Source organism: Nitrosomonas mobilis (assembly GCF_900103035.1).
GTDB lineage: Bacteria > Pseudomonadota > Gammaproteobacteria > Burkholderiales > Nitrosomonadaceae > Nitrosomonas > Nitrosomonas mobilis.
On the sequence record NZ_FMWO01000069.1, the window covers coordinates 1 to 14,602 of the forward strand.

General features: G+C 48.5%; 16 protein-coding genes and 1 pseudogene. 5 read left to right on the top strand and 12 right to left on the bottom strand.

Annotation, left to right across the window (positions count from 1 at the left end):
* Positions 1 to 275 precede the first annotated feature (275 nt).
* Both guaA and guaB read right to left on the bottom strand, forming a co-directional pair.
* Positions 276 to 1,835, bottom strand: a complete 1,560-nt coding sequence (gene guaA / locus NSMM_RS11555; protein ID WP_090287058.1) for a glutamine-hydrolyzing GMP synthase — start codon at positions 1,833 to 1,835, stop codon at positions 276 to 278.
* Between the two features lie 10 nt (positions 1,836 to 1,845).
* Positions 1,846 to 3,309, bottom strand: a complete 1,464-nt coding sequence (gene guaB, locus NSMM_RS11560) for an IMP dehydrogenase (RefSeq protein ID WP_090287060.1) — start codon at positions 3,307 to 3,309, stop codon at positions 1,846 to 1,848.
* Positions 3,310 to 3,343: 34 nt separating this feature from the next.
* Here guaB and NSMM_RS16575 point away from each other — a divergent pair.
* A pseudogene (locus NSMM_RS16575) lies at positions 3,344 to 3,502 on the top strand (ISNCY family transposase); the annotation flags it as partial.
* Between the two features lie 219 nt (positions 3,503 to 3,721).
* On the opposite strand, the gene msrA reads toward NSMM_RS16575, so the two are convergent.
* From msrA to NSMM_RS11590, 6 genes are all read right to left on the bottom strand, one after another.
* Positions 3,722 to 4,351, bottom strand: a complete 630-nt coding sequence (gene msrA / locus NSMM_RS11565; RefSeq protein WP_090287596.1) for a peptide-methionine (S)-S-oxide reductase MsrA — start codon at positions 4,349 to 4,351, stop codon at positions 3,722 to 3,724.
* A 5-nt stretch (positions 4,352 to 4,356) separates the two neighbouring features.
* The gene (msrB, locus tag NSMM_RS11570) at positions 4,357 to 4,887 is read right to left on the bottom strand and encodes a peptide-methionine (R)-S-oxide reductase MsrB (RefSeq protein ID WP_090287598.1); all 531 of its coding nucleotides are present in this window, start codon (positions 4,885 to 4,887) and stop codon (positions 4,357 to 4,359) included.
* 114 nt (positions 4,888 to 5,001) lie between these two features.
* Positions 5,002 to 5,571, bottom strand: a complete 570-nt coding sequence (gene pgsA, locus NSMM_RS11575) for a CDP-diacylglycerol--glycerol-3-phosphate 3-phosphatidyltransferase (protein WP_090287600.1) — start codon at positions 5,569 to 5,571, stop codon at positions 5,002 to 5,004.
* A 58-nt stretch (positions 5,572 to 5,629) separates the two neighbouring features.
* A complete protein-coding gene (locus NSMM_RS11580) occupies positions 5,630 to 6,277 on the bottom strand; it encodes a lysophospholipid acyltransferase family protein (protein WP_090287602.1) in 648 nt (215 codons plus the stop codon).
* Positions 6,278 to 6,280: 3 nt separating this feature from the next.
* The gene (locus NSMM_RS11585; RefSeq protein WP_245654785.1) at positions 6,281 to 7,216 is read right to left on the bottom strand and encodes a phosphatidate cytidylyltransferase; all 936 of its coding nucleotides are present in this window, start codon (positions 7,214 to 7,216) and stop codon (positions 6,281 to 6,283) included.
* On the bottom strand, positions 7,209 to 7,829 hold the full coding sequence (locus NSMM_RS11590) for a CDP-alcohol phosphatidyltransferase family protein (protein WP_090287605.1): 621 nt from the start codon (positions 7,827 to 7,829) through the stop codon (positions 7,209 to 7,211). The genes NSMM_RS11585 and NSMM_RS11590 overlap by 8 nt, the downstream gene beginning before the upstream one ends.
* 486 nt (positions 7,830 to 8,315) lie before the next feature.
* Here NSMM_RS11590 and NSMM_RS11595 point away from each other — a divergent pair, with 486 nt between their 5' ends.
* Together NSMM_RS11595 and NSMM_RS11600 are read left to right on the top strand one after the other, a co-directional pair.
* Entirely contained in the window at positions 8,316 to 9,686 is a 1,371-nt protein-coding gene (locus NSMM_RS11595; RefSeq protein ID WP_245654786.1) for an ATP-binding protein, read from the top strand.
* Positions 9,687 to 9,707: 21 nt separating this feature from the next.
* Positions 9,708 to 10,250 (top strand): response regulator transcription factor, encoded by a 543-nt coding sequence (locus NSMM_RS11600; protein WP_090287607.1) that lies wholly within the window; start codon positions 9,708 to 9,710, stop codon positions 10,248 to 10,250.
* A 96-nt stretch (positions 10,251 to 10,346) separates the two neighbouring features.
* Here the strand turns inward: NSMM_RS11600 and murJ are convergent, their stop codons facing one another.
* Positions 10,347 to 11,891 (bottom strand): murein biosynthesis integral membrane protein MurJ, encoded by a 1,545-nt coding sequence (gene murJ / locus NSMM_RS11605; RefSeq protein ID WP_090287608.1) that lies wholly within the window; start codon positions 11,889 to 11,891, stop codon positions 10,347 to 10,349.
* 266 nt (positions 11,892 to 12,157) lie between these two features.
* On the opposite strand from murJ, the gene NSMM_RS11610 reads away from it, so the two are divergent.
* Positions 12,158 to 12,886, top strand: a complete 729-nt coding sequence (locus NSMM_RS11610) for a DUF2490 domain-containing protein (protein WP_090287610.1) — start codon at positions 12,158 to 12,160, stop codon at positions 12,884 to 12,886.
* Positions 12,887 to 12,902: 16 nt separating this feature from the next.
* Here NSMM_RS11610 and NSMM_RS16795 read toward each other — a convergent pair whose 3' ends face one another.
* The 3 genes from NSMM_RS16795 to NSMM_RS16190 form a co-directional block, all read right to left on the bottom strand.
* Positions 12,903 to 13,031 carry a hypothetical protein gene (locus NSMM_RS16795; protein ID WP_281200912.1) on the bottom strand — a complete coding sequence of 43 codons (129 nt, stop codon included), beginning with the start codon at positions 13,029 to 13,031 and terminating at the stop codon, positions 12,903 to 12,905.
* A gap of 118 nt (positions 13,032 to 13,149) precedes the next feature.
* Positions 13,150 to 13,362, bottom strand: coding sequence for a hypothetical protein (locus NSMM_RS11615; RefSeq protein ID WP_218121107.1), 213 nt, complete (start codon positions 13,360 to 13,362; stop codon positions 13,150 to 13,152).
* Positions 13,363 to 13,400: 38 nt separating this feature from the next.
* Entirely contained in the window at positions 13,401 to 13,631 is a 231-nt protein-coding gene (locus NSMM_RS16190) for a hypothetical protein (RefSeq protein ID WP_218121108.1), read from the bottom strand.
* Positions 13,632 to 13,742: 111 nt separating this feature from the next.
* On the opposite strand from NSMM_RS16190, the gene NSMM_RS11625 reads away from it, so the two are divergent.
* A partial coding sequence (locus NSMM_RS11625) for an IS1595 family transposase (protein WP_090283480.1) occupies positions 13,743 to 14,602 on the top strand: 860 nt, incomplete at its 3' end.

The following is a 14,602-nucleotide window of genomic DNA, read 5'->3' on the forward strand; positions in this document are numbered from 1 at the left end:
CTTGTGCTTGACCACAAGTCTCCAAAAATTCCATGAAGTTGCGCATCCCTCTCAAAGTTGTAGTAACAGCCATGGTTCTCATCACATTCAATTTGTGCACGGGCACATTTGTAGATTTGATGAAACAGGAAATTGAATTCTGTTACGTAGTCCTTCAGGTATGGAGTCATTAATGCAATATCACTGACCTGATCTGTTCAGGCTATTGAGACTTGCTTTTGTTCAAAGTACTCGGAAGCCGTTTAGAGCGCGACCTGGCACTGCCAGATCTCGAATCACTCCCACTCGATGGTTGCTGGTGGTTTGCCTGAAATATCGTAAACGACTCGGTTGATGCCCCGCACTTCATTGATGATGCGGTTGGAGATTTTAGCAAGCAAGGTGTAGGGTAATTCTGCCCAGTGCGCGGTCATGTAGTCTTCGGTCTGTACGGCACGTAACGCGATGACATACTCATAACTGCGGCTATCTCCCATGACACCGACTGATTTAACTGGCAGAAAAACAGCAAATGCCTGGGCAGTTTTTTCATACCAGCCGGAATACTTGAGTTCTTCAATGAAAATGGCATCTGCCTGGCGGAGTAATTCTGCGTATTCGTATTTAACCTCACCCAGTATCCGCACACCCAGACCCGGTCCGGGAAAGGGGTGACGAAACACCAGGTCTCGTGGCAAACCCAGCGCTAGACCAAGTTCCCGCACTTCGTCCTTGAACAGTTCGCGCAGTGGTTCCAGCAGCTCCAGGTGCAGTGTATCGGGCAGGCCGCCAACGTTATGATGCGACTTGATGGTGCGGGCTTTTTGCGTTTTGCTTCCAGCCGATTCGATGACGTCAGGATAGATGGTTCCTTGTGCCAACCATTTGGCGTCATCAATCCTGGCAGCTTCCTGTTGAAATATTTCCACAAACTCCCGGCCAATGATGCGCCGCTTCTGTTCCGGATCAGAAGTACCTTGTAAACGTTCCAGAAATTGACGACGTGCATCGATATGGATCACATTCACCGCAAGATTACGGCTGAATGTCTCCATTACCTGCTTGGCTTCATGTTGTCTCAATAGGCCGTTATCAACAAACACACAAGTTAGCTGATCACCAATAGCACGGTGGATCAGTGCTGCCGCAACCGAGGAATCCACTCCACCCGACAGTCCGAGGATAACCCGTTCGTTTCCGACACGGGCACGAATACGCCCAATTGCCTCATCGATATAATTCGGCATATTCCAGTCGCTACCTGCCTGACAGATGTCGTGTACGAATCGATCCAGAATGGCGCATCCCTGCAGGGTATGCGTCACTTCGGGGTGAAACTGCAAGCCATAAAACTGGCGCGACTCGTCTGCCATCGCAGCAATCGGGGTAGCTGCATTGTGAGCGATAATGCTGAATCCTGGTGGTAGCGCATCGACCCGGTCGCCATGGCTCATCCAGACATCGAGAATCTTCTGGCCTCCGGCATTCACGCGATCCTGTATGTTCTCAAACAGCCTGCAGGGCTCGACCATTAATTCGGCGTAGCCAAATTCACGTGCAAGCGCATTGGCAACCTTGCCATTCAATTGATCGGCCATCGCCTGCATACCATAGCAAATACCCAGCACTGGTACACCCAGCTCAAATACGATTTGTGGTGCGCGAGGGGCGTTTTCCGTAAAGGCGGAAGCAGGTCCGCCGGAGAGGATGATGCCAATGGGCGCCATATCCTGAATAATTTGCGGATCGACATCAAATGGGTGAATTTCACAATAAACGTTAGTTGCACGAATACGGCGAGCAATAAGCTGCGTATATTGGGAACCAAAATCCAGAATGAGTACAGTTGAATGCATGGTCGGCTACCTACTCAACATGATAATTGGGTGCTTCCTTGGTAATCTGTACATCATGAACATGTGATTCACGTATACCTGCAGAAGTAATTTCGATAAATTCAGCCTTGTTGTGCATATCCTTAATAGTGCTGCAACCGAGATAGCCCATACTCGAACGTACTCCCCCCATCAATTGGTGAATAACATTGGCCAGTGTACCTTTGTAGGGAACCCGTCCTTCCACGCCTTCCGGCACCAGCTTCTCATTTTTGTTGCGTTCAGCTTCTTGAAAGTAGCGATCACTGGATCCCTGCTGCATGGCCGACAATGATCCCATTCCACGATAACTTTTATACGCCCTGCCCTTCAGCAGTTCAACCTCACCAGGAGATTCCTCGGTACCGGCCAGTAACCCGCCCAGCATCACCGTATCGGCGCCTGCCGCAATGGCCTTGGCGATATCCCCGGAATAGCGAATCCCGCCATCGGCTATGATTGGCACGCCTGTCCCCAGCAATGCCTTGGCCACATTATCAATGGCAGAAATTTGTGGAACCCCAACTCCGGCAACGATTCGGGTGGTGCAGATCGATCCGGGGCCAATTCCGACCTTGACTGCATCCGCACCATGTTCCACCAGTGCCCGCGCCGCATCTGCGGTAGCAATGTTGCCTGCAATTACCTGAATCTGCGGGAAGTGTTTCTTAACCCATTGAACACGGTCCAGCACGCCTTGGGAATGCCCGTGCGCGGTATCGACGATAATCACATCTACTCCGGCTTCGATCAGCGCTTCCGCACGTTCATCGCTGCCCTCTCCAACGCCAATCGCTGCACCGACACACAGGCGCTCCAGGCTGTCAGTGTTGGCATTAGGATGCTCGGTGGTTTTGGTAATATCCTTAACGGTAATCAATCCACGCAATTCGAAATTGTCATCCACAACCAGTAGTTTTTCCAGCCGGTGTTTGTGCAACAGCGCCAGTGCATCGGCCTGAGACACACCTTCACGTACCGTTACCAGTTTTTTTCTGGGTGTCATGATATTGCGGATCGGTTGATCAAGATTGGTTTCAAAACGAAAATCCCGGTTGGTGACAATGCCAACCACTTTTTTACCTTGAACTACCGGCAGTCCGGAAATATTATGCTGCCGGGTCAGCTCCAACACCTTGCGTACCGTCATATCCGGTGAAATGACAATCGGGTCTTTTACTACACCGCTTTCAAAACGTTTAACCTGCGCGACCTGTGCAGCCTGTACTTCAATCGGCATGTTTTTGTGGATGATGCCGATTCCCCCTACCTGGGCGATGGCGATGGCAAGTGGCGCTTCCGTCACGGTATCCATCGCGGCAGAAACAACCGGAATGTTAATGGTCAGCTCACGTGTCAGTTTTGTGACAAGCTTGACATCTTTTGGTAAAACTTCGGAATGAGCGGGAACCAGCAGGACATCGTCGAATGTCAGTGCTTTCTGGAGCAGTCGCATGGTAACGATCCTTCACAAAACGTTATTATAACGGATACGATTAGGCGAAATTGGCATCGTCCAAATCCAGTTCAACTCACAATCGCGGGACGACATTCCGAAGGCGCTGAGAGGCTTGCAGCACCTGTACCCGAATGAAGCACTGCATGAGCAGATATTTGTGTTGCTGGAGAGCGAGATAGCGCCTGGCGTCAGATAAAAAATCCGCTTTTTGTAATATTTTCCGAAAAAATGTGACCAGAATTTTTTACGTTTGTCATTGTGCGGTATTTTATTCGCACTGCTTAAAAAACAGGCAGATCTTTCGTAAAAAATGGGATTTTCTGGCAGACTCTATATAATCCAGCTGTAGTAATGGAAATCGTATAAAGTCGGACTTTGTGTCTATATCGTAGAGAGTGATTGACTATTTTTACTGCGGCCACAATTCAGCCAGCCGTTTATCCCTACCGCAGCGGCTACGGTAAAACTGATAACGCAGTGGATTCTTCAAATAATAATCTTGATGGTATTCTTCAGCAGGATAGAACTCAGTGGCAGGCAGCAATTCGGTTACAATCGGCTGATCGAATCGACCTGAGTTCTCCAGTGCAGCCAGGGATATCTGTGCCTGCTGGCGTTGCTCTTCATCTGTATAAAAAATAGCAGACCGGTATTGGCTACCCATGTCGCAGAACTGCCCATTTCTGGTAAGGGGATCGATCATCGGCCAGAAAGCCGCCAATAGACGCGCATAATTGGTTTTAGCTGGATCATAGTAGACTTTGACTGCTTCGATATGCCCGGTTCGTCCCCGACTGACCTGCTCATAGGTCGGATTCGCGGTTTTGCCGCCGATATAGCCAGAAATCGTAGCGGTCACGCCATACACCTTATCGAAATCAGATTCTACACACCAGAAACAGCCACCAGCAAAAATAGCAAACGCCTGTCTGGATATGTTCGTACTCTCTTTAGGCACCTTATCAGTATCGGCATAAGCGCTGATACCTGCCAGAAGACTGGTAATGGCCAAAACGAAAAATACCAATTGGTTTTTCATGCTCGTCAGCCCCGGAGCTCCGGGGTCGACTCCCCTTGTGGTACAAATTTGAGCGCGAGACCATTATTACACCAGCGCTGTCCAAGTGGTGGCGGGCCGTCACTGAACACATGTCCCTGATGGCCGCCACAGCGGGCACAGTGATATTCGGTGCGTGGCATGATCAGTTTGTAGTCGCGCTTGGTCGCGATATGCCCTGCGATCGGCTGAGTAAAACTGGGCCATCCGGTGCCACTGGAATATTTGAATTTACTCTCAAACAGCGGCAAATAGCAGGCCGCGCACAAATACACTCCATCGCGGGTTTCATCATTAAGCGCACTGCTGCCGGAAGCTTCAGTATCTTCTTTAAATAGTACCTGGTAAGCCTCTGGAGTGAGTAATGCCCGCCATTCCTTATGAGGTTTGTTAAGAGGGGTTACAGTAACGGTATCCATGATCGGTTGTACCTCGAATTCAGTTTGACGGAAACAGGCAGAAAAGATAGGCATGGTCATCCACACTGTCGCATTTTTCAAAAATTTTCGTCGTTGCATGATGGCTTCCTGTATTAAACCAGAGATTATGTGACCATTTTCCTGAACTCAAGTTGCAATCGATCGGCAATGGATTAATCTGAGGTAGCATATACTCTGCACTCGGATTGATTACTAATGATGGATAACGTGTGGCATAGCCGCTTTCAGATAGTAGAACATCGACCATAATGTCAAAATTGCTGCCAGATAAATCAACCAGGTACCCACGACAAAAGCATCGAACATGTTGCCAACCGGATCATGGAAAAGCAGCAACGGAATGGCCACCATTTGCGATACAGTTTTGATCTTGCCAAGAAAAGAGACGGCTACACTTTTCGACTTACCAATTTTGGCCATCCATTCGCGTAACGCCGAAATTGTAATTTCACGACCAATGATGATGAGTGCGATCGGTGCATCCAGTCGCGCCAGATAGACCAGCACGATCAGCGCTGCCGCTACCATCAGCTTATCGGCAACGGGATCAAGAAAAGCGCCAAAAGCAGAAGTCTGGTTAAGTACCCGCGCCAGATAACCATCGAGCCAGTCTGTTAAAGCGGCACCAACAAAAATAATGGTGGCAGCGAGATTCTGTTCGCTAGGTGACAGCCACTCCACGGGGACATAGAATATCCCGACAAACAACGGAATTGCGAGAATGCGTAGCCAGGTCAGGGTATTGGGAAGATTAAAAAGCATGACAAAACGAGTGAGTGTATTTCAATGAACAGACAAACAAGTGCGACTACATAGGATATCACTCCCAATCCGGGAAATGGCCCTCATCTGTCAGTTGTGCAAACCGGTCTGTAAGTAATGCCATGAATTGATGCTTGTCGGCATTAAAATACATGTTTTCACCAACTAACACATCGCAAAAGAAGGGTACCAGTACAAAGTCATTTTTCGGCAGTGCCTTACCCAGTCCATAGAGCAGCACCGGCGTGACTGGTACAGTGGGATAGCGCTCGACCAGCCACGCCACACCTTTTTTGAACCTTGACAGCCTTTCCGGCTCGCCACGCGACCCTTCAGGGAACAGCACCAGGATCATGTCCTGATCAAGCGCCTCATAACAGGGTGCCAATGGATCAAATCCCTTTTGCGCGCTGCCGCGTTGAATGGGAATGATGCCAATCACTCTGGTTGAAAACCAGGCGAAAACCGGATTACGCAGAAAATAATCTGCCGCAGCTATCGGCCGTATTCGCGGCAGCAGTTTCAGTGGAAAAAGGGATATCAAAACCAGGGTGTCGAGATGGCTATTGTGATTGGCGATCACAATAGCCGGACCATCCTTCGGCAGAAGATTACGCCGCTTGATATTTAACCCCAGCATAAAAATTACGAGTACACGTACCAACAGGAAAAACAGGAATCGTAAAACGTGATTGGGTATCGGCATCGGTCAATAATAGAAATAGTGCATGAAATGAAAGAACAGCGGCACAGTAAAAGTGAGGCTGTCGACCCGGTCAAGCACCCCGCCATGGCCGGGAATCAGGCTGCTGAAATCCTTGATACCCAGGTCCCGTTTGATTGCCGAGATCGATACATCACCGATAAAGCCAAACAGACCGATCAAGGCGCCAGTCATGATCGCATGCGTAAAATTGAATGGCGTCAGATACGGTGCGAGCAACGCCGCAAAAAGTACCGTGGTCGCTACTCCACCCACCAGCCCTTCCCAGGTTTTGTTCGGGCTCACGATCGGCAACACCTTGTGTCTACCGAACATTTTTCCCCAGACATATTGCCCGACGTCGTTGAATTGCGTCAAAAATACCAGATAAAACAGCAGCCCTGCCCCGCCGGTCGCACCCCAGGTACCGGTATCCGGCAACATCAGCAGATAGGCAGCATGGCTGATCGAAAAAATGCAGGTCATCATCCCCCAATGAATAGTTGCTGCCGCCTGTAGAAACCCATCCGTTTTCTGCGCAATAATCATACGCAGCGCAATGAATAGGAACATATAAACCGGAATGAAAATGATGAACATGCCATACCAGTTACCGCTGATCCAATAATACTGCAAGGGAATCGCCAGATAGGCCCAGAACAGCACTCTCCGATCTGCCCGACGTGTTGGAATGCGCGAGAAATATTCCTTGAGTGCCAGAAAACTGACAATTGCCAGAAATATCAGCGCCACATTGCGGCTGGCCAGCAGCATAACCGAGAAGGCACCAATCATGACCCACCAGCTCTGTGTGCGTGCGATCAATTCGGCATAATCTCTATCTGGTTTTAACCGAACCAGCGCGAATACCAGCAGACTTGCCACGAACAGCAATCCCCACAAGCCACCGACTGCAGCAAGCAATACCGGATTGTCATTCACTGGCAGGCCCCCTGCACTCTTTGAGTGCGGAACGTGCTCGATTGACGATCGTCAAACTAAGCAACACCACTATCACAACCCACACCGCAAGCAGCCATCCCGTAGTAACCATTTCTATTCCAACCAACAAACCAACCGCACCAAACACAAACGCACGGTCACTTTTACCCATCGGCCCATCATAGCAGCGGCTCGCGCCAATCTGTACTGCCACCACTCCCATCATTTCACTGATTATGGCTAGCAGACAAATTACCACTACCAGCCACAACCCGCGCTCATCCAGCAGGGCAAACGGCAGATAGAGCGCCACATCGGATATCACATCCCCGAGCTCGTTCAGGATGGCGCCGAGCGACGACTGCATGTCGTGCTCACGCGCCAGCATCCCGTCAATGGCATTGAGCGCCATGCGTACCAGCAACACCAGGGGTATCAATAGCCACAGCCACGCAATTGCCGTGAAAATTACCAGCAAAACTCCCGTTACGATCGATAACCCCATCGCGGCAAGTGTCACTTGATTGGCCGTCACGCCACGGCCTGCCAAATACTTTACAAGTGGTCGGAGTAGATTCTGGAAATGACGTTTAAGTTGATAGATAGTGGCCATGAAGTAAGTTTATGTATTTCATTAAATATTTTTGCAGCGAGGAATGTCTGTAGAAATCAGGGACGGCTTACAAGCAAATTACAGTGGAGACATTTGGTCATTAGTACAAATTTAAGAAATTGCTCGCAGAACTAAACTCTGCTAGAACCTTCGGTTACCTTTTTCTATGAGGCAATGCGACCAAACGCCTCAACATAATCCACGGAACACCATCACGAATGAACAAGAATATCCCTGTCATCACCACTAACCAGATTGGCTGCTTTAAGCTTGCTAACGACAAAAGCGAGCGAATAGCTTAATCATTACTCAGAAAATACTGAGTGTTAAGCATGGGGGCAAAACTGATTTCCAGGTTTTCATTATCTTCAGGACCTGCCAGAGCAAAATAATTCCTTGTTACCCACCCTGACGCAGGAAAGATATATAAACAACTCGACTTCCACTATTACTGTAGCTGCGACATTATGTCACATGGTTTTTACCGTGATTTTGCGCTATCGTAACGCGCATAATCAGTTCATTCCTCTGCCATTCGTTCGACTAATTAACCTCATGGGTATTCTCAGCACTCTGCACCAAACCCCGCTCAGCAATAATCTGTACCGCCTGTTTCTATTGCGAAATATCGCTATTTCTGCCCAGATTATCATTTTCAGTCTGGTTTATCATTTGATTGAGCTTGATTTACCCTGGCAAAATATCATCATCACTATCAGTATATTGCTGGTAATCAATTTCCTGACACTTGTCCGGTTACGGTATCATTGGCCAGCGACTAATCCTGAGTTCTTCTTTCAATTATTGATTGATATCAGTGCGTTGACTGTACTACTCTATTTCAGTGGTGGTTCAACCAATCCTTTCGTTTCCCTTTATCTGATTCCATTAATCATTGCGGCTACTGTACTACCCTGGCATTACACTTGGATTATGGCGGCCGCCTCTATTACTTGTTATACCTTGCTGCTGTTCTACTATATTCCATTGCCGCACAATCACACCGATGACCACAGTCGCCATATGTTTGAATTCAATCTGCACGTCGCAGGCATGTGGTTGACATTTGTACTCAGCACATTGTTAATTACTGGGTTTATCGCGAAAATGAGTACTTCTATCCGTGATCGCGATAAAGAACTGGCAAGATCACGTGAGCAATCCCTGCAGAATGAGCAGATTGTCGCCCTGGGTACGCTGGCGGCGGGCGCTGCTCATGAATTGGGCACACCGTTATCCACCATGGCTATCATCGCGCATGAACTTAAGCAGGATTATCCGGATGACAGTGAATTTCAGCATAACATGCAGATTCTGCGAGACCAGATCGAGCTTTGCAAACAAACACTGACACAACTGCTTGCCAATGCCGGGCAAGCGCGTGCAGAAGAAGGTAATGGAGAGCCAGTTGATCTATTTTTAAAAAAAGTGATTGATAAATGGCAATTGATCCGTCCATCAGTCAAATTTACCTATCAGTGCAAAGGAGTACAACCTGCCCCTCTGATTATGAATAATCAACTATTGAGTCAATCCATCCTCAATTTACTCAATAATGCAGCTGATGCCTCGGTCGATCAGATTAATATCAACAGCAATTGGGACCATGATCTACTTCATCTTGAAATACTCGATGATGGCGAAGGATTGAATGCTGAAGCGATGGAACGCGCTGGTGAAGCCTTTTTTACCAGTAAAGGACCAGGAAAAGGGTTCGGGATAGGACTTTTTCTGGCGAATACCAATATTGAGCGCTTCGGCGGAAGCGTGCGCCTGTTTAACCGCTCCGAAGGCGGAGCATGCACGCATGTCACCCTACCCATCATGCAGTCTGGTCACCCACCGATTCCGTCTTGACCACCACCACAGGAGCAAACCATGAATGATACTGATAAACCCAATTTACTCATCGTCGATGATGATATTGTCTTCTGTGATGTGTTGGCAAAAGCGATGAAAAAACGAGGGTTTGATGTGGTAACCGCGCACACCATTGATTCTGCACTTGCATTAGCAGAATCAATGACACCCGAATTCGCGGTAATTGATCTCAAACTCGAGAATGAGTCTGGGTTGGTACTGGTCAAGAAATTCAAGGAAATTGACCCTGGAACCCGTATCGTCGTACTAACCGGCTATGCCAGCATTGCAACTGCGGTTGAGGCAATCAAACTCGGCGCTATCCATTATCTGGCAAAGCCCGTTGATGCGGATAACATCATGTCAGCATTCGAGCGTATCAACGGAGACGCACAAACCCCCATCAGCGTTAATCCGATATCAGTGGAACGACTGGAATGGGAATATATCCACCGGATTCTTGCGGAAAATGACAACAATGTTTCGGTTACTGCCAGAGTGCTGAATATGCACCGCCGAACCCTGCAGCGAAAACTTTCAAAAAAACCTTCACAGTCCTGAAAGAAATAAACTATCGTAATTATGAGGAATAGCAATGGAAGCTCAATGGGGCGGACTGAAATCTCTGGCTCCAAGGCGCCTCTAACTGATACTGATTTAATCGTTACTCTGCTGCCGAGAAAAATCCCGCAAGCGAAAACCCAGCAGCCACAAGCAGCCCCCGTAAATCCCACCACCCAGCAAAACGATCCAGCCGAGTTTGGTTGTACGTTCGGCTGCGGTTGCAGCAAGCCATTCGGCACCATTACCAGCAGCAAGTGCTACCCCAATCCCCATTAGCACAACGGCCAGTACAATCTTAAACAAAAAAAGTATCCAGCCAGGTTGCGGTTGATAAATATGATGGGAACGCAGTTTGTAATATAAAAGGCTCGCATTAAGGCATGCGCCCAGACCGACAGCAAGTGCCAGCCCGGTATGCTGCAGCGGCAGGATGAATGCCAGATTCATCAGCTGTGTGGCGGCAAACGTGATAACAGCGATTTTTACCGGTGTTTTGATATTCTGGCGTGCGTAGAAACCCGGCGCCAGCACCTTGACCAGAATCAGACCAAGTAACCCAAAACTATAGGCGATCAGCGCTTCCCTCGTCATCCAAACATCTTGTTCAGTAAATGCACCGTAATAGAAAAGTGTCGTGATCAGCGGCGTAGATAATACTGCCAATGCAACCGCTGCGGGCAACGTCAGCAAAAAGGTCAACCGCAGTCCCCAATCAAGCAGGCGGGAAAACTCCTCAGTCCCATTTTGCGCATAGTGTCGGGAAAGCGAGGGTAGTATCACGGTTCCCAACGCTACACCGAGCAGCCCCGCCGGAAACTCCATCAACCGATCTGCGTAATACAGCCATGAAACGCTGCCCGTCACCAGCAGAGAAGCAAAAATGGTATTAAGCAACATGCTGATCTGCCCGACAGAGACTCCGAATACCGCCGGTCCCATCAGAGTCAGCACACGCCAGGCACCACTTTGCCGAAATCTGAAACGACGCAGACGCGGCATTTTTTTCAGACGCATCAGGAAAGGAATCTGAAACGCCAACTGCAGTCCGCCGCCGATGAACACTGCCCAGGCAAGAGCCATTACCGGGGGATCTATCAATGGTGCAAGCCAGAGAGCACAGGTGATGAAAGACAGATTGAGCAGTACTGGTGTGAACGCCGGGACCGAAAAGTAACTATAGGTATTGAGAATACCGCCTGCCAGCGCCACCAGTGAAATAAACAGAATATAAGGAAAAGTAATCCGGAGTAATTCCACTGTCAGTAAAAATTTATCTGCATCCGCTGCAAACCCCGGCGCACTGATATAGATAATGAAGGGCGCGGCCAGTATCCCTAGTAACGTAACCGCAAATAAAGAGATCACCAGCAGGGTTGCCACTTGATCGATCAATTCCCGGGTAGCTTCGCTGGATCGAGTATTCTTGTACTCTGACAGGATGGGGACAAATGCCTGGGAAAACGCACCCTCAGCAAACAGGCGTCGCAACAAATTCGGGATACGGAAAGCGACAAAAAAAGCATCTGCCGCCATGCCTGCACCAAACAGTCGGGCAATCAGCAAGTCGCGTATAAATCCGAGAATACGCGACAGCAGCGTCATACTACTGACTGTGGCGAGTGCCTTAAGCAGGTTCAAGTGATGGAAGCTCCCGGAGTTCTAAAGTGGACCAAATTGAAAATGGAGAAAACCCACTGATTGTATTGGCAATAACTACCAATCTGACAACAGATGGGATGGTCATTATATCCACAACGAATGGATACCCGCCATTTTCTGGTTATTACGTCCGAACCACATAAAAACCTCACAAAGTCAATGCTATAATCTGTCATAATTATCATGAAAGATCAAAATTGCCCCATTTATTAATTCGACTTATCTTTTACAGAAAAATAATCATCATGCTGAAATTAGCAAAATATTCGCTGACTTTGATTGTACTTGGTTTGCTAGGCACTCCTGCTACGGCCGAAAATATTGAAGAAGATTTTCAAACTTGGGGCGTTTTCGTCGCAACTGGTAGCTTGGGTGCCATCAATCCGGAATGGAAAAATTTCAAATTCTGGATAGAAGGGCAAGGCAGGTTTGGCAATGATACTTCGCGCTTCTCCCAAGGCATGGTGCGTAACGCTCTCGGTTATGCGCTGAATGACAAAACCAGCATCTGGCTCGGCCATGCGTGGGTACCAACCAGTCGGCCTTTTGCTGCCAGAAAAGCGTTTGACGAGCACCGTATCTGGCAACAATTACTACGGAGTGATAAGTTTGCGTTTGGCACCTTGAGCAACCGTACCCGCTTCGAACAACGTTTTTTCAGTGGCATTTCCGGATCGGATGACGTTGCCTATCGTTTCCGTCACCTTGTAAAACTTGCGATCCCGTTGCCAGCAATTTCCCCCGCCTTTGGTCTGGCATTTTATGACGAGATTTTTCTTAATATGAATAATACTGATTCCGGTTTACGAAGCGGATTCGCCATCAACCGCGGATTTGCCGGTGTTTCATATCGGCTTGATCAGCACACAGTTTTTGAACTCGGTTACCTGAACCAGTTTATCAATACTAAAGATAACCCCCGGCCTGACCGCATGCAGCATATCCTGGCCGTACAGCTCTTCATGAATTTTTGATGACGTGCCGTATGCCTCAGAGCTCCGGCCGCTCAAACCAGGCGCGCAGGATTTCCTCGTTGACGATACCAAGCTGTTTGTGCTGTTTTCCCTTTGCGTCAATGAAAAAGGTCAGCGGCAATTCGCCGCGCCAGCTTTTGTCCACGTCGCAGTAAATAATCTCGGGAAAATATTCGCTAAATACCTAGTATCGACTAACTGCAGATCGTGCTAGGCCAAGGGCTGCCAAACGGCCTGCTTGTCCAGAAAAGGATCAGTGGTAATTACCACGATTTCCGTGGAAATGCAGCCCTGACACCCGGCGCGAAAAGCTTGACTGGTTCGGTAAACTTTCCATTACGCAGCTGTTCTGCTGCAATGATTGCCAAACCGTCATCGGCAATGACACCCCATATCATCACCACCAACCGACCATTGGCGTTAACAGCGACGTCACCATGCAACCCGGTGTCATCTCCCATTCTTACTGGTTTCACCCAGCGTTTACCGCAATCGTTACTATACAGATTATAGATTACGCTCTGTTCAGACGATCCCTTACCGATAACTGCATGAACCGATCGGTCATTTTTTCCGTAGCCAAATGCCATACCATCACCGATATGCGGACAGCCTTCAAAAAACTAGTTGAACTTGCCAACCGTGCCGAGACGCTGCCATATTGGATGATGCACAACCAGCAATCGCTGCCGACACCAGAAAAAAAAACAGCCATTTTTGTAGCTTGTACCATGGCTGCTTTCATTGTAAATCCTCAATTTTATTGGTTTTATTTTCCTGATTAGTTACTTCTCTCAGAAATCTTGTAAAATCTACAAATTGCGAAGAAACGTAGCAAAATCAGAGGAGGATGGCAATGGCGATGAATAAAATTCAGTTTCAGGCAGGCCTGTCACTGCATGAATTTCTGCATCAATATGGCACGGAAGCACAATGTGAAGCAGCATTGTTTGCTGCGAGGTGGCCACATGGCTGGAGATGCCTGCGCTGCGATGGGGAGCGATATTCCTGTACCCATAACGGCCGCAAGCTATGGGAATGCCTGGATTGTGGCTACCAATGTTCTTCAATTGTCGGCACCGTGTTTGAAAATACTAAATTACCGCTAAGAACCTGGTTTCTGGCCATTTACTTGATGACGCAAAGCAAGAATGCGGTCAGTGCATTGGAACTCAAACGTCAGCTGGGGGTAAGTTACAAAACGGCATGGTCGATCAAGCATAAGCTGTTACAGACCATGCTGCTGCGCGAAGAGCAACGCCGTCTGGATGGACGCGTGGAGGTTGACGATGCTTATCTGGGAGGTGAAAGGCCGGGAAAGCGCGGGCGGGGCGCGGCAAGTAAGACGCCATTTGTAGCGGCAATACAAACAAACAGCGAGGGGAAGCCACTTTATATACGCTTGACTCCCGTAGCGGGTTTTACATATGAAGCGCTCAAACAGTGGTCGGCTGAATGTCTGTCATCTACTGCACGAGTCGTATCTGATGGTTTGGGGTGTTTCGGGGCGGTTACGCATACAGCCGCGCAGCATGAGCGCCATATTGTGGGAAGTGGCAAATCTGCTGTGCAGCGTGCCGAGTTTCGCTGGGTCAATACGCTTCTTGGCAATCTCAAGACTGCCTTCAGCGGAACCTACCATGCATTCAATCACGCCAAGTATGCACAGCGCTATCTTGCAGAATTCTCCTATCGCTTCAATCGCCGTTTTGATTT